The organism is Veillonella montpellierensis DSM 17217 (assembly GCF_000426745.1).
Taxonomy (GTDB): domain Bacteria; phylum Bacillota; class Negativicutes; order Veillonellales; family Veillonellaceae; genus Veillonella; species Veillonella montpellierensis.
The window spans coordinates 1-22,258 of the sequence record NZ_AUFY01000023.1 but is presented as its reverse complement, the minus strand read 5'-3'; the positions used below and the strand labels follow the sequence as shown (position 1 = coordinate 22,258).

Genomic DNA, 22,258 nt, shown 5'->3' with positions numbered 1-22,258 from the left:
CCTTACTTATTTAAATGCTAGTCGCTCATCCATAGCAATACGTTTCGCCTTAGCACTACCATATGTATCTACAAGTGCCAATTTATTAATCAATGAGTTTCCCTGTCCATCATCCAAGGTAAAAACAGTCATAAATTGTCTTACATAGGTTTCACAAACTGATTCCTCTCCTAATGCCGTAGCCAACGCCTTTCTTATCGCTTCTACAGGTGGCAACAAATTATGTGGCACATATTTAATAATCAAACTGTTTACAGCCAATAATTGTAATACTTTTTCCATCGTTAAATCACTAATGAATCGCATAGCCTTTTCATGTTCTCTAACCGCTAAACATTCCGAAGCAAAGGTAGGAACTTTGATATACCGAAGGGCTTGATAATTATGACGGATAGCCATTTCTTGTACCTGTTGCGATGGATTTTCTATATATTGAATCGCATCAAAATTAGTTTCTACTGCTAATAATTGTAACTCTTCGCTAGGATTCTTCACGTATTTGATAGCCCAACCAGACTGTGCTAATGCACGTTTCACAATTGCTTCTGATGGACTATCTATATATTCCAAATAATTCCACCCTTTATCAATCACAAATTCTAATATACTTTCACTGGGGTGCTTAATATATTCTACCGCTCTGCCATTTTCTTCAATGGCTGCCATCACCACCCGGTCAGACGGATTATGACAATAGGCTAACGCTAATCCATTCGTAGTGACTGCAGCCAGTTGCATTGCTTCCGTTGCATCTGAAATATTTTCTAATCCTCTTGGATTGATTTGTAACATTTGTATCACTTTTGATTCATCCACAGGCGCACCTCCTAGAGCACGATTCACACATACTGCGCTACTCATCATAGAAACGATATACTCTCATCATGTTATATGCTATATACAATTTGCTACTATCCATGACCTCACGATAGGATTTAATAAACTAATACTAGCTCTACTACTTAGACTCTCTATTGCCCGCGTTTTACCACATTCACAGTCGCTATATACACCAATCACACGTTACAAAACACGACCGTCAAGTGATTCGTCTACGCATTCAATAACTATATCCACAAACACACTATGCATAACGGACTAGCCAACTATGAACTATACAGTCAGATACTACACATGTATGTTTCTAACATATATCTTTATATCGATTTTATTCAATCAAGTGTATTATAACAAAGTCACACCTATTTTGAAAGTATCTATCCTACACATTCTATATGAAATATAGATACCGTGCCTACTAATGTAATATCAATTATTGCACTACACACTCTATATAGAATATAGATATAAAACATCATGACATAACACTAAATTTTCACTTTCTCACATTCCCCTATATAAATAGAGTAACCATGAGGATGGTAGATATCTATATATCTATCATCCTCATGATTACTCATAAAACGATTTCTTAACCATATCAATGATGACTCTCTACTAAAGAGCCTTGTACATACAAATTAGGGGCACCATATTCTACGAATGCAAAAAATCTTGTTTACGACGAGCTTCTACAAGCATATGCACCCGTTCACTTTTATCACGATTCATAATGCTGCTGCCAAACAAAGTAGGTGTTGCTACACCTATGGTCATACAAAAGATGGTGATAATTCCTGTAAATCCAGCTTGCTCTGCTTGTAAAAAGCCATTCGGATCCAATCCATTAATTTGCATAATCGCATAAGCAAAGCGATATAATAACACTCCTGGAATTAAGGGAATCACTGACGGAATCGATAAAACTGATACTGCCGTATTCCCCTTTTTTGCCAAGAATATCATAACTACACTGATTACGATGGTAGCCACCAAAGAGGCGGATACCAACCCAAACGACATCGACACTAATAGTATATTACGTATAGCCACCGCTAATGCGCCACCACAAGTAACAAAAGGCAACAAGCGCACTGGCGTATTAAACAACGTAGAAAAACCTAAGGCTGAAATGCCTCCAGCTATAATATGAATAGGCGACACAAAGGTAGGTAAAATAGGTAATTGACTAATATTCCCCTGCGGCTGCAAATGTATGGCCACAACAATACCAAATGTTAAAAAACCTACAATAAGTAAGGTAAAAACGGCTCTCCCTACACCAGAAATTGTAAATCCATTGAGCAAATCATTAACAGCATTCATCAATGGCACACCAGGGATTAAAAATAAACTAGCACAAATCATGGCATAGGTCATAGTGGTAGTATCCCCCACCACATAGCAAGAAAACCCTGCTAATGCAGTAGCTACAAAAGCTGCAATGGCTATATTAATAAATCCATTAAACTTTAAATGTTCACACGCGCGACGCATAGCATACGCAATAGTAGCACAAACAGCCGTTATCATAGCTGCTAAATAACTGCTACCAAATAGTATGGAAAATCCTGCACAGGCCATACCTGCTGACAAAAATCGTAGTATTAATGGATAGTGAGATGGAATATGTTCAATACGTTCTAATTCCGCTTCATATTCATCTAGTGTATAACGATTCTCCAACGCACGCCACGATAATTTACTCAACGCCGACAACTTAGTCATATCTACACTATGGGATGTAGTCTTGGTAAACGATGTATAGGACCGATCTTCCGTCGTAATCGCCACCATAACTGTATTATGAGTGACATGAACATGTACATCATCTTCATGCATCCCCATAAATACTGCGGCTCGTTTTACATCTCGTATCAAATGATTTGTATCAGACCCTTTTTCTAATAATAAGCGGCCTGTATCCACTAATAATTTCATTTTACGCCCAATCATCGTAAAGGGCTGTTCATAAAATAATTCTGTTTCTTTCATAGAAAATACTCTATCTGTAAATTTCCACTATATAAACTATGTTCTTCAATATATCGAATCACTACATCTGGTACAATGTAGCGAACAGATTGTCCCGCCTTAAGTCTCTCTCTCAAAACAGTAGCAGATAATGCCAATTCTGGCACTTCCAATAAATGAATTTTTTCTTTTCCTAATGCGCCAAAATAATCAATAATATTGCCAATAAAATCTGACCCATCTGGGCGAGTGGCACCTATAAAATAAGCCTGTTCTAATAATTCTCTGTTGAATTTCCAATTTGGTAAATCTTGAATCGAATCAGTACCACAAATGAAATAAAATTCTGTTCCCTTAGGATACTGTTTTTTCAATTCACGGATTGTATCAACTGTATATGATACACCACTTCGCTGTATTTCTATATCAGATATCGTAAATCGCGGATTATCAAGAATTGCCAGTGCTGTCATCTGGTATCGATCTGCTGCACTCGCTATAGCAACATCTTTATGTGGTGGACTACCAGTAGGCACAAAAATAGTTGTTTCTAATCCAAATGCTTCTGTAGCAAACTCAGCAATCATCAGATGTCCCATATGAATAGGATTAAAGGTCCCTCCAAAAACACCGATACGTCGATGTTCATCTATATGCTCTATTTCTTTCAAATGCTCCCATCCCCTAACCTGATTAACAGTTGTCATCATAACCCCCATTAAGCACTGAAAACTACTATATTTCTTTACTCACGCAATCGACTAGACGGTTCTAATATAAACGCCGGCATGACTTGCAATTTATGTAAATTACTTTCATGCAATCGATCAATTTTCACTTGTAAATTAGCCTGGTCACATTGTCCAGTGACAATATAACGATCCAATGCTTCATAGGTAAATCCTAATTTATCTTCATCTGTCATGCCACTCAACCCATCAGATGGAGCTTTATACACTAACTCATACGGCAAGCCTAGTACTTCTCCTAACTGACGCACTTCTTCTACTAAAATATGTTGCAATGGACTAAAATCACCAGCACTATCACCATATTTCGTAGAATACCCTACATAATCCTCCGAAGCATTACACGTGTTAGCTACTCTAGCGCCGCCCTTTAAAGACTGGGCTACTGCATATAAAGTAAGCATACGCATACGAGCTGGTAAATTAATCATTGTATCTTTTGATAAGAGTGTAGACCCTTTCGACTCAGTTTCTATATTCATCAGATTCCTACACATACTAGGTGATTGCTTCAAGCCCGTCTCGATAGCGTCACACATACTGTTAACTCCAGATGCAATATTAATAACTACTGTCTGCATGCCTAAATGATTGGCTACTCGATGAGCATCGGCAATATCACGTTGTTCCCCATTCGGCATTAAAACACCAATGACACGTTCCTTACCTATAGCGGCCACACATAAGCCTGCTACTACACTAGAATCTTTACCACCCGATAGGCCAATAACTGCTTTCGTATGTTCCCCTGCAGCATCAAAATAATTACGAATCCACATTTCGATAGCTAAGGCTGTTTCTTTTGCATTTTTTAACATCTTACTCTCCATTATATACTATTTATCACCATTTTTATATGATTCACATTCCTATCAATGAGTAACAATTTTGTATGTATCTATGTAATTAGTGTTTATCTACTTTATCAAGTAAATTCATTTTCATAGCATAATAAGAAGGTGACATATCTAAATAATGAATATGAGGATTTTCAAAGCGCTGTTCTTCCCGCCAAATTTCATGATCAATTTGATGCTGTACAAACTTTCTTATGTCCGCAAGCGACTGCTTAGGATATACTCGTTTTCCCCCATCGATAACGGGCACTTGCAATCGTTTTACCGTACAGTTTTCAAAATACATCTCTTTCCATGGTTTTTGCGGATGAATATAGCGATACGGTGCAGACATAGATACGGTCTCATCTGCCAAGGCAATTAAATCAGCAATGGCAAATCCTTTAGCATCATACACACGATATAATGCTTTTCGTCCCGGATTGGTTATCTTTTCAATACTTTCAGACACCTTGATACGCGGTTCCCATTGTCCATTTCGTTTCACGCTAGCCATCTTATAAACGCAACCAAATACAGGATCTGATTTAGCCGTAATTAACCGTTCACCTACGCCAAATCCATCGATGGCACCACCTTGTTGTAAAATGGATCGAATTGTATATTCGTCTAAACTATTAGAGGCCATAATTTTACAATCTGAAAGTCCTGCTTCATCGAGCATAACTCTCACTTTTTGTGACAAATACGCCAAATCCCCAGAATCTAATCGTACACCTTGTAATCGTTTTCCTTGCGGTATTAACACTTCTTTCGCCAGCTTAATAGCATTCGGTATCCCAGAATGTAGTACGTCATATGTATCAACTAATAAAATAGTAGCGTCAGGATATACACTGGCAAACTGCTTAAACGCTTCATATTCATCACCATAATACATAACCCAACTATGCGCCATAGTACCACTCACAGGAATTGAAAACATCTGTCCTGCTAATACTGTAGCCGTACTAGCAACACCACCAATATACGCAGCTCTAGCCCCATATACTGCAGCATCCACATTATGAGCACGCCGTGCGCCAAAATCAGCTACGCCACGACCTGCAGCAGCTTTCACAATACGTTGTGCCTTAGTGGCAATCAAACATTGATGATTTAATATCGTTAATACTGCCGTTTCGATTAATTGTGCATCAATAATCGATGCCGTTACCGTTAAAATAGGCTCATGGGGATACATAATCGTCCCTTCAGGTAACGCCTCAATATGTCCTCTAAACTGATAGGTCGATAAATAGGTTAAGAATTCTTCCTTAAAAATCTGCAAGGATTGCAAATAAGCAATTTCTTCTTCATCGAAATGTAAATTTTCTATATATTCAATCACTTGTTCTAACCCTGCAAAGATGGAAAATCCTGCATTATCTGGATTTTTTCGATAAAATACATCAAATACAACTTGTTCATCTGTATACGTATCAGAAAAATATCCATTACTCATGGTTAGCTCATATAAATCCATGAGCATCGTTATATTTCGTTGACTATTCTGAACCATATGCTATCACCTTATACTGACTTACATCCATACTTATTATTAATTATTCTAACATGATATAACTATCATATACCTATACCATTTCAGAGTACATACGATTTTCTAAGTTGTGTATAACACATCTTAGATACAATGATGCAAAACTCTGTATTTATTTTACTATAGTTTCCTCTAATAATACACATATATAAGAAATAGATTATACATGATGCTCCAAAAACGTATAAAATACTACTATAAAAATATAGACTTGTAAGAGCATCTCCAATACATCAATGCGATAGTCCAGATGATACCAGCTGGCAATGACTCATTATTGCTACATGTAAAAGAAATCATAATACACGTACATCGTCAAAGTGATACATTCTTATATTAGTATGTACAGACATATGGAATATATCCTCTACCTAATATTCATAAAATGATACGGTCTGTAAGCTAATAGGCAAGTGAAACTATATCACCAACGAAAGGTATCACTACATACACAATGCAAATGAAATCAAACGATTGCATGAGTGTATTTCCAAGGATGATTCATAAAATCAAGTTACCAACCAAGTTAATGTGTTATCATATCCTCACAATCAATACCATAAGGATATAAATAAAATAAAAATTCTAAAAAAACGTTGAGTTACATGAGTAATAGTTACTACTATTACTATGCAATTCAACGTTTTTATAATCCTATTAATCAATCATCTACGCTATACGTATCTTACTACATATATGGATACTATAGTAAGTAAAGGCGATTAAGTACTCATAATCTGTATAGATTATAAGAATTACCAAGCCCCCATCCAAGTGATGATAATGGCGTTAATAAAATCGATTAAAAAGGCTCCTACTAACGATACAATCAACCACGCTCGTGGTGATGGCCCATATTTTTCAGCTAACGCTTGCATATTAGCCAATCCATTGGCTGTAGCACCCATAGCAAAGCCGATACCACCTACACCAAGCATGACTCCATCATAGGTTTTACCAAATAGTAAGAAGTATCCTAACCATGCAAATAGAATCATTAACACAGTTTGACCTATTAGTATAAGAATAAGAGGACCTGCTAAATTAACAAGTTCATATAGTTTCAAACTATTAATCGCCATCGTTACATACACGGTTAATGCCACTTCAGATATTACATTCAATCCGCCGCCTTGCACGCGGTATTTGCCAGTAAAATCACCAATATTACGAATAACCGCTGCCACTAACATGGCACCAATATACGCTGGTAAGGTAATAAGCTCATTTAAATAGGAACTTAAAATAGCACCTAACCCTACAGCCAAGAATACAAAACCACATGCTTTTAATGTACCATTAACATCTGTAGTTTCTTCTTCTTCCAAAATCGACATATCATACACATGTGGTTCTAAATGCGTATCATCATCACTATGATGTCCTGGTGTAGCAATTTTGTATTTTTTTATTAAAAATTCGCCAAATGGTCCACCTAGTACTAAAGCAATCACCATACCAAAAGTAGCTGATGTAATCGCCACAGTAGTGGCTCCTGTAATACCGTACGTTTCTTCAAAATAAGGCCCAAATGCTGCCGATGTACCAAGGCCGCCCATTAACGATACGGCGCCAGCCAAGATACCATAATGCGGATCAATTCCCATTGCACCAGCAATGCTCATTCCCAATAAATTTTGGAAAAACCCTAGTACAGTCGATACCAATAAATACACAATCAGTGACATACCACCATATTTAATTAATTTAAGGCTTGCCATCATACCAATCGATGTAAAGAATACCAATAAAGCTACTGTAGAAAGAGCATTATCAAATTCAACTGTTAAAATGCCATATACTCGTAATATAGAAAGAATAAGAGCAAACGGTAACCCTCCGATGACAGCTGATGGTAAACTTAGTTTTTGTAATGTTATAAATTTACTTTTTATCCAAACGCCAATGTAATATGTTACAAAGGCTAATGCTACAGCTTGTACGCTGCTTACTTTAATTAGTAATGCTTCGCCACCCATAATTTATACCTCCCTCGCACACATAATGCATGATTACTTCATAGCAACCTCTATATAAAATTACACTCCCTTCACATGTACACCTAAATCTAGGTTCTACTATATAAAGAGTAGAGTTATAACTTTTTCTATAGAACGTATTACTATTTTTTATATTATACTATAAAAATTTGTAAAAATACAATTATTATTTACTGATTTCTCCATGTATACACCATACATTAACGGGTCAGTATATCTATGGCAATCTCTAAAAAGATTGTCTATATATGGATTTGTAAATACTATACCCTCATCATCATGTTTCTTATCCACACTATGACCCAGGTAACACTATATTCTATATAAAGAAAATTTATTCCTTATTTAGTTTCATAATTCGTAGCTATAATAGTTTTGGCTTCTTTAGATCCAAGTTCTGCCGCTTGTATCATGTAAGTCTGTGCTTTTTCCTCTACCCCATACTTAGCATACATACGAGCCACACTATATACAATATCTGCTTCCTGCGTATTTGCTAATTCAGTTAATAAATTATCTGCCAACGCATGATTCATATCTACGCCCAACCCTTCCCAATAACATTGAGCTAGCAAGAATTTACCGTCCCTACTGCCTTGTTTTGCTGCCTGATTAGCCCAATAACAAGCTTTTTCATGATTAGCAGCGACTACAGTAGTTCCCATGTATGCATAAGCAACTTCAACCTGAGCAGAAAGAACACCTTGTTCTGCTGCTTTTTCATACCAAAATAGAGTGCTATCTTCATCTTCTTGCTCTTCATAATAGACAGCTAGTTCGACTTGCGCCTTTGCATATCCTGCCGTAGCAGCTTTTTCTAACCAGATAGCTGCCTGTTGCTCACTCTTATCACAACCTAGGCCTTCTTTATATAATGTAGATAAACTATACATAGCGTGCACACGCCCCATATGGGCCAACTTATCACACCAAACAAAGGCATCGTCAAATCGTTTATCCCCATAAGCAGACTTAACTAGTTCACTCATAGCACCATAGTGTCCCTGACTAGCTGCTAATTGCATCCAATGTGTACTGCTATGATGATGTATCGTAATACCACTTTTCCCTACATATACGCTAGCCAACTCATATTGTGCAAAAGCATCTCCCGCTTTCGCCATATTTTCTAGCGTAGGAAGTAAATCACTAATCTTTTCCTGAATTTTTTCGTCCTTACTATCCTTTTTGCTATCTAATTCCATATGTAACAGCGTACAAAGTTGACACAAGGGATCTCCTAATTTAGCACCTTTTTTATACCACTCATAGGCCATAACGTGATTCACCGAAGCGAGGCCAAACCCCTGCCAATATAACTCCCCAATAAAATACATAGCCCGAGGTTCTTCCTCCTGTGCCAATTCAGAAAAAATAGCATACGCCTCCTCTAATTGATAGGATAAAAATAATACTTCCCCTTTACGAAGTAATTCATTGGTCTTTACCATCATCATGATTATCTCCTTGCCTCTCTATCTATAATGACTACCCTTACACGATCTATAACTAAGTTATACTTCTTCTAGTCAAATAATATAAATATAATAATACATAAAACAGCACCATTTATTATACACTATAAACAGTCTTTCACATACTGCTAGTGCATCGGACCATAAAAGAAACTATGTAGCAACCATTTTTATCTTTCAGATTTGAAATATTTGATACCCCTTGTTATAATAAAAAAATAGTGATTTGTTCGACCTTGCTGTCCATATCCATAAGATATATACAGCATCTTTCACCATAAAGGTTTATCCAACCATCAAATTAGGTCCACAAGACCTCTTTTCGTTCAACCTACTATATTTTTGATGTATGACTATAGTATGAATTGTATAAGGAGGTCCTGTATATGGAACACCCAACCCAAGCGGGAAATTGTCAATCATCGGTGGTAACAATCGATCATAAAGATTTTAGAAGACGTCGTTTGTTACATGTTATCTTACCTTTATTTCTCGTATCCATTATCGCTTTTTTAGATCGTGTTAATATTGCCTATGCTGCAATGACCATGAAAGATACCTTATCCTGGTTATCACCAGAAGTATTTGGTGCTGGGGCCAGCATATTTTTCATCGGCTATGTAGTCTTTGAAGTACCTGCTTCTATACTAGCCTCTAAGTTTAATCCTATGAAATGGGTTGCTCGCATCATGTTTAGTTGGGGATTAGTCTGCATACTAATGACAACTATGAGCACACAATTTGAATTTTACCTATATCGCTTTTTATTAGGCCTATGTGAAGCATCACTCTACCCTGTCATCTATTCCCTATTAATTCCAAACTGGTATTTACCATCAGAACGGGCACAAGCCATTTCCTATATGCTAACGTCTCTACTATTTTCTTCTATTATCGGTGCGCCCTTAGCTGGTACACTACTAGAAATGGATTTATTTGGTTTACACGGTTGGCAAACATTATTCATTATCGAGGCTGTGCCAGCTATTATATTTGCATTCATTTTTGCCTTCTGGATGAAAGCGCATCCTAGTGAAGCTTCATGGGTAACATATGCTGAAAAAAACTATATGGCGGTTGAATTAGCAAAGGAAGAAGCAAAAAAACAAAGCGAAAAAAAATATACCATATGGCAAGCATTAACAGACCTTACAGTATTAAAATTATGCGTAATTTATTTCTTATGGGTTGTCGGATTTTGGGGTTTTAGTTTCTGGATGCCTCAAGTACTAAAAAATTTATCTGGTTGGTCCCCTAGTTTAGTTGGTTGGTCCATCGTCTTTCCTATGATAGCAGCCTTGATAATTCAGTTATGGTGTGGTCATTCTTCCACAAAAACTGGTGAAAAACGTTGGCACATCGCCCTTACACTATTTGTAGGTGCTATCGGCTTAGCTATTACACCACTAGCACCTACGCCATTAATAAGCTTAATTTGCATTTGTTTATCGTCCGTTGGCGTATATGGTGGCATGGGCGTATGGTGGACCGTTCCTACCGCATTCTTATCAGGAGCGGCCGCTGCTGGTGCCATGGGACTCATTAATTCCTCTGGTAATCTAGGCGGATTAGTGGGGCCTTACATGTTAGGTATCATTAAACAATATACGGGAAATATTAACCTTGGTTATTACATTATGGGGGCCGCTATGTTTGTAGCCGGCTTACTCTGTTTAACATTACCAAAAGAAAAAACAGGATCTAAATCTTTCTCTAACACAAATAAATAATAACTAGGCGGTAGTTATTACTCATTCACATGGCATAAGCTATAACAGATAAATTTTCAAAAAAATACTGTATCATATAGATAGGCTATGATAGCTAACCTTATCTACAATACATAAGAACACTGGCATACATCAAAGTATAATGATGTATGCCAGTGTTCATTGTTATAAGGCTTTCTATCTATCTGAACCGCCCAATAGATCCATATAACAGAATAGACTCCATAAAAATACCACTCTATTCTATCATTGCCTATATTGATAGATGATAGAGAAAAACTACGCCTTAAAAAACACTTTTAATAATAACAGCCCCAAACACACTATCAACACTATGGCCTATCAAAATTATTCAATTCTCCATAGATTCTACTCGTTACATAGGTATATAATAATAAAGGTATTCTACTAACTATATAATCCTTCTAATGAAAGACTATATAATTTTCTCGAACATACCATATCTAACATACAAGTGATAAGGATATAACGTTCATAAAGATAGTCTATTGTAATCCTACATACGATAATCTCTACAGAGTTTATCCTTTACTATCATGAGTAATTTGTTATTATATACTATAGAAAGGAGCTATACTAATTACCTAGTATAGAAATATGTATGAAAACACCAATTATGATTATATCTGGCTTTCTTGGAGCCGGCAAAACGACTTTCATTCAACAATTCATTAATGAATATCCAGCACCAGAGCGCCTAATGATACTAGAAAATGATTTTGGTCGTGTTAGTTATGATGCTGATATATTATCAAATACAGGTATTCAATTAACACAACTCACCTCTGGTTGCATTTGTTGTAGTCTAGCAGGTGATTTTAAAACATCTGTATTACAAGCATTACAAGCAACCGATCAGCCTATTGATTTATTAATTATCGAGCCATCTGGCGTCGCCAAACTATCAGATATTATACAAGCCTGTAGCTCTAAGGAATTAGAAGAAAAAGTATCTGTAGATTATATAATCACTATTGCCGATGCACAACAAGGTACATTATTACTACGGAATTTTGGCGAATTTTACAAAAATCAATTAACCTATGCCCATCATATTTTTCTTAGTCAAGCTCATGTATTGCCAGCACAAACGAAAGAATTAATTGATGGTATACAAGACATTAATCATGTTGCTCCCATTCACACAGAATCATGGCAGGACATTTCACTCTATGACTATCTAATGGGCCCTGCGTCCCATGATAATGCGTCTATTACGGAGAAAACAAGCTCTTCTCATACAGAGACCCACAACCATGGCCCGCATCAAGCTGACAATGATGGCACCCATAATCATAACTGCGGATGCCACGACGAGCACCATGATCATCACGAGCATTCCCATGAGCATGCGGCCCATGACGTGTTTGCTGCGATTACGCTAACTATCCAGCATCCGCACGCAACTAGCAGCTTCATAGCTGCTATAGAGCAACTAATACATGCATGGCCTCACCATATTCTTCGTATAAAGGGAATTCTACCTACACCAGAGGGATATAGGAGCTTTCAGTACAATGGACATGCTATAAGTGATGCACCTATCGACATTGCTGGTAACAGTCTAACTATTATCGGTTCTCACTTATCAGAAGATGAGGTGCATGCTGTATGGGATGATGCCTTATGAGTTATAACAATAAAAAAATTCCTCTCTATGTAGTCATGGGGTTTCTCAGTACGGGAAAAACTACGTGCTTAAAAGCAATGACTAACGCTCGTAGTGCGTCGCGTATATTAATTGGTCAGTGTGAACAAGGCCATGCAACGATAGACGAAAAACACGTTCTATCATTGCCGATTCCTACCGACTATTCACTCCACACGATTGCTACGCAACTTACAGAATATATAGCACATAATTATATTCAAGAAGTGTGGATTGAATGGAATGGTATGGCAGATTTTTCTTTGTTGGAACGTTTATGCGCCTTACCGACTATGAAAGCCGCCTTTTCACTATCACAAGTATATTATGTTACAACAACTAGCTATTGTGAGCATATGCTTGGTTTAACAGGAAATGCCCCTACTAGCCAACTCGAACAAGCAGATGTACTAATCGTTATGACAACGGGGAAAGTGCCAACCCTATTACAAAAGATGGCTCATAATCGACCTATCTATACATGGCACGATATAGAAAACTTACCACCTCGTCAATCCACGTATAGAGAGAATGAAAAACCGATTTTTAAGGTTCGTAAATCTCATCTATCGCGTCCCTTGCTGCTCGCCTTGCTATTAGCCATTTTCTATATAGGCGCTTTACTATATGTGTCAAATGCCTCCATAGCAAACATATATAAAATGCTACTAATTTGGACATCCATTTTATTACAAGCCCTACCATTTCTAGCAGCAGGAGCCATCGTATCTGGGCTTTTACAGATTCTGATTCCACCTCGCTATTTAGAAAAATTATTGTCTGGAAATCCTATTAAAGGCTATCTAGTTGCTATGCTAAGTGGTGCCATCTTTCCTGTATGCGACTGTGGGACGATTCCCATTTTTAAAAGCTTAGTCGCTAAAGGTGTCCCTGTGCCCGTAGCCATGATGTTCATGCTCTCTAGTCCTATTACTAATCCAATTGCCATACTAGCTACCTACTACGCTTTTAATGGACAACCAGAAATAGTGATTTGGCGTTTAGTGCTAGGTATACTAGGGGCCATCATAATTAGTGCTACCTTTAGTCGCTATCGAGGACTTACACCAGACAATCTAGCTCAATCCATGCGTAAATCCTACGCTACCACCTGGGACTTTGACAATAAACAGCCATCGCGTTGGCAGCAACTCATACTACATAGCCGTAAAGAGTTTTACAATATGGCTCCTTTTATGATTGTCGGTTCATTGGTGGCATCTCTATTCCAAGTATTTGGTACCTATGCAGTAACCACCAAGATCATACAAAACAATATTCCTCTATCCATTCTATGTATGATGGTAGCGGCTTGTTTACTATCTCTATGTTCCACATCGGATGCAATGGTAGCCAAAAGCTTTAGTACCCATCTACCACTCAATGCAATTATGGGATTTTTACTACTAGGGCCTATGATGGATGTCAAAAATATTCTCATCCTATCTAGTTCATTTCCAAAGTCATTTATCATACGTCTATTCATTACTACATGTATAGTATGTTTCTTTGCTTCTTTATTCTTCGCGTATTATGGTGCAACAGCTATATACTAACAGGTGATCATTATGAAATTAATACATATTAATAAACAAGCACTATGCGAAGCTTGTCTATCCATACTATTAGCCTTATTGATTAGTTACTTACTTATAAGTGGTATCTATAAAAGTTTAGTATCTCCCCGCTCTTTCTATTGGTTATGGTTCTTTGTAGCTTTATTATTTATATGGGGTCTACTGTCAGCTAAACGCCTATTTACAGTTCAATATCAGCAAAAATATTGGCATTGTTTCACTTGTATAATACCGCTAATTTTACTCTCTGTGCCACTTCTCATATATCCTAACTATGCCATCGCTTCTCCTAGTGATAACAAGGAAATTTCTGTCGTATCCATTGACGACAAACCATTTGGTTACGACCTAGAAGCGGTCACTGGTGACGGTATTGATCGAACACATAAACGTATTTTATTAAATAGTAACAATTATTATAAAACCATTTTACAAATCACTAAAAATGTTGATGAATTTAAAGGCTATGAAGTAGTCATGACTGGCTTTGTATCCTACTCATCGCCAGAATTAACAGGTAATGAATTTACTACTTCCCGTTTATTGCTCATTTGTTGTCTTGCCGATTTAGCCTCATTTGGTATGGTGACAGAACCGCCAAATAATGAACGACTTCCAGAGGGAACCTGGATTACTGTTAAAGGTTATATTAACACACGCATGAATCATGGTCGTCTTCGTCCTTATGTAACCAACGTAGAAATCATGGATGCCATGCCAATTGATGGTTATATTTATCCAAATCTATAAGTTCCTTACTCATTAACTCGCCTATACTATACAGTGGCAACAAATCGAATTTTCTATTATACCTAAAGCATGACATGTATTAATCGTCTATGTATCATAATGCATTACAGGCAAAATAGATAGCACGCTAACAACCTATCTATACTGCCAACCTAAGTAACTCATAACATTTTAATAGGAGGCCCTATGACATTATTTTGGAAAGATAAAGTTATTACCCTACTCGCTACAACGGTAGGGTCGCTCATTTTTTCATTTGCCCTGAACCTCTTTATCATACCTGCCAACTTAACCAGTAGTGGTATGAGTGGTATGGCTCTACTCATCTATTATGTGACCGACATTCCTGTAGGTATTATCAATGCGGTCCTAAACATTCCCGTTATCTATGCCGCTTATCGATGGTTAGGCACCTGGCAAACTATGATGACTATCATTGGCACCCTTATCGTATCCGTTGCCATTGATGCCCTTCATTTTTTATCTGCCTATCAAGTCGTGCATGATCCCATTATCGCCTCCATGGCAGGTGGTATTATTGCTGGTATTGGTTTCGGCATCGTCTATCGCTATGGTGGAAATACTGGTGGCCTTGACCCCATTGCGCTCATTATCCGCAAATACTATGGTTTACAAATCGGTTCCGTTTCATTTATGCTTAACAGTATAATCATTGCTATGGCCATTTATATTACCAATGTGGAACTCGCCATTATCGCTCTCATTAATGTATTTTTAACGGGAGAACTAACGAATCGTGTCGTAATGGGTTTCAGTAAGCGAAAAGTTATCTTCATCATTTCTAATAAACCACATCTCATTTGTGATAGTATCATTCACAAACTTGGTCGCAGTGCTACATTACTATCTGGTGAAGGCGCGTATACTCATGATAAGAAAGAAGTCATTCTCACCGTTGTAAGCCTATTGCAAGTGGCTAAACTCAAAAATGCGGTCACCGAAGTCGATCCCTATGCATTTATGTTTATTACCGACACATCAGAAGTAATCGGCCAAGGGTTCAGCATGGCGATCCAAGGACCTACTTCATTAAACGCCAAAACATCGGAAGAAGTAGCAGACGCTTTCACAACACATTCTGATGAATATACTTCATCTACCAAAGAAACTACAGATCATAAAGAAGATGCTGCAATTTCTACTACGAAGCAAGAATAGATAGCATCAAATTGATGGGTAACTACAATCATTTCTTACTACCATACTTACTATGTATGATTGCGATTTACCTAGTATACGCAGTGATATACTTGACCTGTTATACACTATTTTAGCAGAATAAAACATGCCACCTATTCGACAGTTCCTTATAAAAGCAAACATGCGAGTTGTACACACTTATGTGTCTACAACTCGCATATTTTATTATCGATTTCGTTGTAAAAACGTCAATAAATGACGAGTAAAGTACATATATAGCAAAATTAATAAGCCCCCTGCTACGGCCCAACTAATAGGGTATACCATCATCAATAGCTCAAAAGACGGATCTCTTTGAAATACTGTATATACCCAGATAATGCGCACACCACAAATGCCAAGCAACGTAAGCATAGCCGGTGCTAATGACAATCCATAACCACGCATAGCGCCTGCTAGTACATCAATCAGCACTTGTAACGGTTCTAAGGCTACTACATAAGTCATACGCAATACGCAAAGAGCAATCACAGCGGGATCTGGATTGAAAAATCCAGCTATGTCCGCGGCCCATATCATGACAAGTCCACACGCTATGATGGTGAAAAAAAATGCCAAGCCTAAAGACCACACCGTTACCCGTATACAGCGCCTAATATGCTTTGCCCCAAAGTTTTGACTAATAAATGTAGTTCCCCCTTGAGAAAAAGCCATAATGATACAAAAAATAAACATTTCAATGGCTATGGAAATACTCGAAGCGGCCATAACATCAGGGCCTAGACTATTAATTGCTTCTTGTATTAAAATATTCGATAAGCAAAATACAACACCTTGTAATCCAGCAGGCACGCCAATGCGAACAATAGGTTGTAATAAAGACCAGTTAATTCCTAATAAGCGCCAACGAAAAGCAATCGTCTCCTTAGACTGATATAATCTTCCTAGTACATACGTGGCGGCTACCACAAAAGATAGAACCGTAGCCAAAGCGACACCGGCTACACCATCAGTCATGGTAGTAACAAATACGATATTCAATACTACATTCACAATACTTGCCAATACTAGACCTATTAGCGGTGTTTTTGTATTACCATTACTTCTAAACACAGCGGTACCAAAATTATAGATACTAATGAACGGCATGCCCCATAAATAGACACGCATATATGTTTCTGCATCTTTTAATACATCCGTTGGTACAGATAGCCATTGCAATACATAGGGCGTTACTAACTGTCCTACAATGCACATCATAACACCTACAATACATCCTACTACTAACGATGTATGCACCGCTTCTTTAACAGAACTGATTTGTTTGGCTCCCAACAATTTAGCGATGACTACGTTACTGCCTAAGGATAAGCCAATAAACAAACAAATATACATGCCAATAATCGCAAAATTATTACCTACTGCTGCTACTGCACTAGTGCCTATATAACGGCCTAAGACGGCAATATCTGCCGCATTAAATAACTGTTCTAATAAGGCGGTTGCCGCTACTGGCAAGGCAAACATAATCAATTTATCTCCCATGCTACCATGGGTCATATCTAATCGAATACTCTCACCTCCTCGTTAAACTATACTCACTCTATAGATAATAAAATTCATAGATAATCTCTTAATATCCTATCAAAGTATATCATATAAAAGTAGATAGTATCTATCATAGTATATTAAAAATTAAATTATACCACATAATAGTCTCTCATCATATAACACATTCTTACCGATCAATCATGGCTAATAATTTATTTCAGCCTGCTTAGACCTGTAAAAGATATGCATAAGGTCTTATTCCCATACCATAGCTAACGTACGTAATTCTTCTCAACTAACCATATGTACATCGCTCATTAAAATACATTTTCCTTACAGAATACATGCATATTTCTTACATAATACAAAGCTTCATAAATAACCATCGTTACTTAATTAATAAAATCATACCACCAATAGTAGGGGCTGCGACCATCATGAATTGTAAGAACCATCGTGGGGCACGACGAGTAAATTTAGCTCCCACATAGGCCCCACAAGTCAAACCAATTAGTACTTCCACTAATAAAAGCATTTCTAAATGACCTGCCACTAAATACCCAAAACCACCGGATATAGCAATGGGCAAAATGACTAACATCGTCGTACCTACAGCGATAAACAAAGGAACGCCAAAAATAATAAGTAACATAAGCTGTATAAAAGGAGTCGCACCAATGCCAAAACTACCAGATAAAATGCCGCAAATCACACCAGCTACAATGGCGGTACTATAAAATTTAGTACCTACTGCCATAGGTTCTCGATCATGGGTTGCAAACGGTCCATTGTGTGGATGATAGACGCGTAGGTAGATTAAAATGGCTGATATAATCAACATTATCCCTGTACAATAATGCATAAAATTAGCTGGAATAGCATTAGCAATATGAGATCCTATATAGGCCCCTACGGCACCTGCTAATCCCATCACAACACCGAGCTTAACGTACACATTACCTTCTCGATAGTGACTATATGCGCCAGAGCAAGTGGTAAATGCCATGGCTGCCAAAGATGTGCCCAGTGCTAAATGAATGGGAATACCAAAACCTACCGTCAATAGAGCAATGACTACGCCAGCTCCACCAGCACCGACAAAACCTAATATGGTACCCAATATAAACGTAGCTATGACGATATCCATAGTACTTACCCCTCTCCATATATATACCTATTAACAATGTATCCTTCAACATATAACGTTACTTTATTATACCATGAAATATAGTAATCTATCGTTCCTTCTACATAGAGGTCATAAAAATTATATACCACATAGATGATGATACACATATATAGAGCAGTTCTCATCTATTAGTAGGACTATCGCTATACATCATAGTATTCTCTCTTTCTATTCATATCAACTCTTAAAAAATGTTAAACCAATCTATAATAGAACCTATACATCTAGCAAACTTATACGCACCTATCTTCAAAACATAGATTCTCTTTCGCCATACGTATCCATGATGCCTATGCATCTTCTACGATGGTGAATCTATAACTATATCCATTACTACACCATAGTAATTTCCTAATCGATAGATAGATGAAATAATAAAAAACATACGTAAAACTGTGAAAGACGATACATCAAATCATGTAGCATAGGAACATAGATAAAATAATAAAAAGGACATACATAAAACAGCGAGGCTCTATGAGCCTCGCTGTTTTAGTTGTACCTATTAGAAATATGTATTACACATTGGCTTGAGATTGTTTTGTATCATATACAGGATTAACGCGAACACGATCGATTGATTCATCATACACATCACCTTTTAATCGATCTACACGAATACGTGCATCACGCACATCTCTGATTTCGTTTTCAAACTCACTCAAAGCTCTGTCCATCATATCATCTACTGGTGCACCTTTCTTCAATGCGGCATAAATCATTTGTGCCATTTCATGGCGAGAAAGTTCTGCTTTATTTGCCATGTTTTGGAACGCTCCCAACATATTTTTTGCTTGGAGTTGTTTGATATATTCATATGCCCAATGATTGTCAGGTGTATCTGGATACATCGCTGGTGTATACAACTGATCTTTTGGTGCATCTAATTGGGTAAGCACTTGATTCATTTTACGTTCCATTGCATCTAGGCGACCTTTAAGTCCATCATTTTCTTTTCGTAAGTCAATGATTTCTCTTGCCATAGCAATTCTAGAACCAGTTACATTATTTTCACCGCTACCCATCTTCAAGCTAACACCAACATTATACATATTGCGATCATTGCCCACTGTTCCACCAAAGCTAATCATAGAACTTTCACTTGGACGGTAGTAAGCGCCCAATGCAAATGCACTATTTCCACTATAGTTACCATAACTAGCGGCAAAATCCCACTTGTTATCAGGGTCAAAATCAAGCGGATGAAGTCCTGCTAATGCAGCTGCACCAGCACCGACCTTACTGATACGTCCACCAAGTTCTGCTACACGCATTTCTGTACCAAAGAGTTGTCCACCATTAACAGCATCAAGGCTATTCGGTGCAATCACACCTGGTGCTACATTGTGAATAGCTTTTCCTCCAGCATTGATACCTTGTTTTGTAACAGCTGGTCCATTCTTAATAGTAAGGCCATTTTCATTCACAGTCACATCACCCATTGTCATGGATTTTGTTTCGATGTTATCTGCTTTAAGAACTTTTGTTTCTACACGATCAAGACCTTTGATTTCTTTTGCCAATTTAACTAGCATCTTGCCATTCGCTGCATCAGTTACTACGCCGATATTCTTATCAGATAATTTTGTTGGATCTGCACCACCTTCAATTGAAAGTGTTTCATTCAATTTACGGTTAACTACATCGCCACTATCACCCTTGAATTTCAAGCCGTCATTCATGGTAGCTAATTCATTGACTTTATCGCCATCTTTGACAACAATACGTGTTTCTCCGTCTTTACCGTCAACACCGACTTTGCCATCTTTGGTCGTAATTTGAACAGTATTCTTACCGTCTTTACCTTTCATGCCGATAGAACCATCTTGGCCATTTAATGTAACGCTATTGCCATCTTTGCCAGTAACGCCCATCTTGCCGTCTTTACCGTTAAGAGAAATAGTGTTTTTCTTACCGTCTTTATCAGTAGCACCGTTAATAGTCGTAGTACCATCTTTACCGTTGATAGTAACAGACGCGCCGTCTTTGCCATCAGCACCTTTTGGTCCTTGGGCACTGATTGTGCCATCTTTAACATTCATGGTAACAGTTGTGCCGTCTGCACCTTTACCACCGATTGTGCCATCTTTACCATTCATAGTAACAGTTGTACCGTCTTTACCTGTAGCGCCCACAGTACCATCTTTACCGTTCATAGTAACAGTTGTACCATCTGTGCCTTTAGTTTCAACGATACCATCCTTGCCATTCATGGTAATGGATTCTCCATCTTTACCATTAACAACTAATTTACCATCTTTTTCGCCTTTTTTGCCGATTTCGATAGTATCTTTCATCGCATAGGTAATCTTCTTAGTATCTTTGTCAATAGTAGCAATCAAACCATTTCCGGCTGCAAATTCTATGGTTTCTTTCTTATCCTTACCTAAGGCAACATTAGCTCTGTTTTCGGCTTTATCTTCTCCTACCAATACATCAAAACCTTGGTTTGTCTTGTAAAGTTGACCACCGTTCACAGCATCTTTTGAATCTTTACTAATATCACCATCTGTAATAGAGGTTAATTTATTGCCTCCATTATCTAGCCCTTTGTCGGTTAAAGAAACATCGTTCTTACCATTTGCCTTAATAGTAATACCGCCCTTATTGATAACAGTCGTGTTACCTTTTCCGTCAGTGGTTGTTACGCCATCCACTGTGGTAGTAGTCTTATTACCTTTTCCATCAGTAGTTGTTACGCCTGTAGCATTTGTAGTAGTTGTATTCCCCTTAGTATCGGTTGTAGTTGTACCAGCGCCAGTCATATTGGTCGTATTGCCTTGATCGTCCTTCGTTTCTACGCTTGTCAAGTCTTTCAAGTCTTTTGCCAATTTAACTAGCATCTTACCGTCTGTTTTATCAGTTACTACGCCGATATTCTTTTCGGATAATTTTGTTGTATCTGCACCACCTTCAATTGAAAGTGTTTCATTCAATTTACGGTTGACTACATCACCACTATCACCTTTGAATTTCAAGCCGTCATTCATGGTAGCTAATTCATTCGTTTTATCACCATCTTTAACGACAATTCTAGTAGCACCATCTTTGCCGTCAAGACCAACAGTGCTATCTTTTGTAGTAATCTGAACAGTATTATTACCGTCTTTACCTTTCATGCCGATAGAACCATCTTGGCCATTTAATACAACCGCACTGCCATCAGCACCTTTTACACCGACAGTACCAGCGTCTG

Annotated in this window: 15 protein-coding genes; 5 read left to right on the top strand and 10 right to left on the bottom strand. The window is 37.6% G+C overall.

The genetic code is table 11. The features are described 5' to 3' along the window. Positions 1–6 precede the first annotated feature (6 nt). From K357_RS0106395 to K357_RS0106365, 7 genes are all read right to left on the bottom strand, one after another. Positions 7–816, bottom strand: coding sequence for a hypothetical protein (locus K357_RS0106395; protein WP_028257962.1), 810 nt, complete (start codon positions 814–816; stop codon positions 7–9). Between the two features lie 681 nt (positions 817–1,497). Further along, positions 1,498–2,835, bottom strand: a complete 1,338-nt coding sequence (locus K357_RS0106390) for a threonine/serine exporter family protein (protein ID WP_028257961.1) — start codon at positions 2,833–2,835, stop codon at positions 1,498–1,500. Continuing rightward, positions 2,832–3,521: a nicotinate-nucleotide adenylyltransferase gene (gene nadD / locus K357_RS0106385; protein ID WP_156004916.1), complete on the bottom strand. Its 690-nt coding sequence runs from the start codon at positions 3,519–3,521 to the stop codon at positions 2,832–2,834. The genes K357_RS0106390 and nadD overlap by 4 nt, the downstream gene beginning before the upstream one ends. Before the next feature lie 38 nt (positions 3,522–3,559). After that, entirely contained in the window at positions 3,560–4,381 is an 822-nt protein-coding gene (nadE, locus tag K357_RS0106380) for an NAD(+) synthase (RefSeq protein WP_028257959.1), read from the bottom strand. A gap of 88 nt (positions 4,382–4,469) precedes the next feature. Continuing rightward, on the bottom strand, positions 4,470–5,921 hold the full coding sequence (locus K357_RS0106375; protein ID WP_028257958.1) for a nicotinate phosphoribosyltransferase: 1,452 nt from the start codon (positions 5,919–5,921) through the stop codon (positions 4,470–4,472). Between the two features lie 794 nt (positions 5,922–6,715). Further along, positions 6,716–7,939, bottom strand: a complete 1,224-nt coding sequence (locus K357_RS0106370; RefSeq protein WP_028257957.1) for a sodium/glutamate symporter — start codon at positions 7,937–7,939, stop codon at positions 6,716–6,718. Between the two features lie 362 nt (positions 7,940–8,301). Continuing rightward, complete coding sequence (locus tag K357_RS0106365; protein WP_028257956.1) at positions 8,302–9,417, bottom strand: SEL1-like repeat protein; 1,116 nt, start codon at positions 9,415–9,417, stop codon at positions 8,302–8,304. Between the two features lie 404 nt (positions 9,418–9,821). Between K357_RS0106365 and K357_RS0106360 the strand changes: the two genes are divergently transcribed. From K357_RS0106360 to K357_RS09010, 5 genes are all read left to right on the top strand, one after another. Continuing rightward, on the top strand, positions 9,822–11,165 hold the full coding sequence (locus K357_RS0106360; protein ID WP_081658422.1) for an MFS transporter: 1,344 nt from the start codon (positions 9,822–9,824) through the stop codon (positions 11,163–11,165). Positions 11,166–11,787: 622 nt separating this feature from the next. Next, positions 11,788–12,816, top strand: coding sequence for a CobW family GTP-binding protein (locus K357_RS09390; RefSeq protein ID WP_051212158.1), 1,029 nt, complete (start codon positions 11,788–11,790; stop codon positions 12,814–12,816). Next, positions 12,813–14,390 (top strand): permease, encoded by a 1,578-nt coding sequence (locus K357_RS0106350; RefSeq protein WP_028257954.1) that lies wholly within the window; start codon positions 12,813–12,815, stop codon positions 14,388–14,390. The genes K357_RS09390 and K357_RS0106350 overlap by 4 nt, the downstream gene beginning before the upstream one ends. A 12-nt stretch (positions 14,391–14,402) precedes the next feature. Next, entirely contained in the window at positions 14,403–15,161 is a 759-nt protein-coding gene (locus K357_RS0106345) for a TIGR03943 family putative permease subunit (RefSeq protein WP_028257953.1), read from the top strand. Between the two features lie 186 nt (positions 15,162–15,347). Then, positions 15,348–16,340: a YitT family protein gene (locus K357_RS09010; RefSeq protein WP_051212157.1), complete on the top strand. Its 993-nt coding sequence runs from the start codon at positions 15,348–15,350 to the stop codon at positions 16,338–16,340. Between the two features lie 207 nt (positions 16,341–16,547). On the opposite strand, the gene K357_RS09005 is transcribed toward K357_RS09010, so the two are convergent. From K357_RS09005 to K357_RS09630, 3 genes are all read right to left on the bottom strand, one after another. Then, a complete protein-coding gene (locus K357_RS09005) occupies positions 16,548–17,882 on the bottom strand; it encodes an MATE family efflux transporter (protein ID WP_038113768.1) in 1,335 nt (444 codons plus the stop codon). A gap of 379 nt (positions 17,883–18,261) precedes the next feature. Beyond that, positions 18,262–19,020: a sulfite exporter TauE/SafE family protein gene (locus K357_RS0106330; protein WP_028257952.1), complete on the bottom strand. Its 759-nt coding sequence runs from the start codon at positions 19,018–19,020 to the stop codon at positions 18,262–18,264. A 560-nt stretch (positions 19,021–19,580) separates the two neighbouring features. Continuing rightward, the coding region (locus K357_RS09630) for a YadA-like family protein (RefSeq protein ID WP_028257951.1) at positions 19,581–22,258 on the bottom strand (2,678 nt) is incomplete at its 5' end.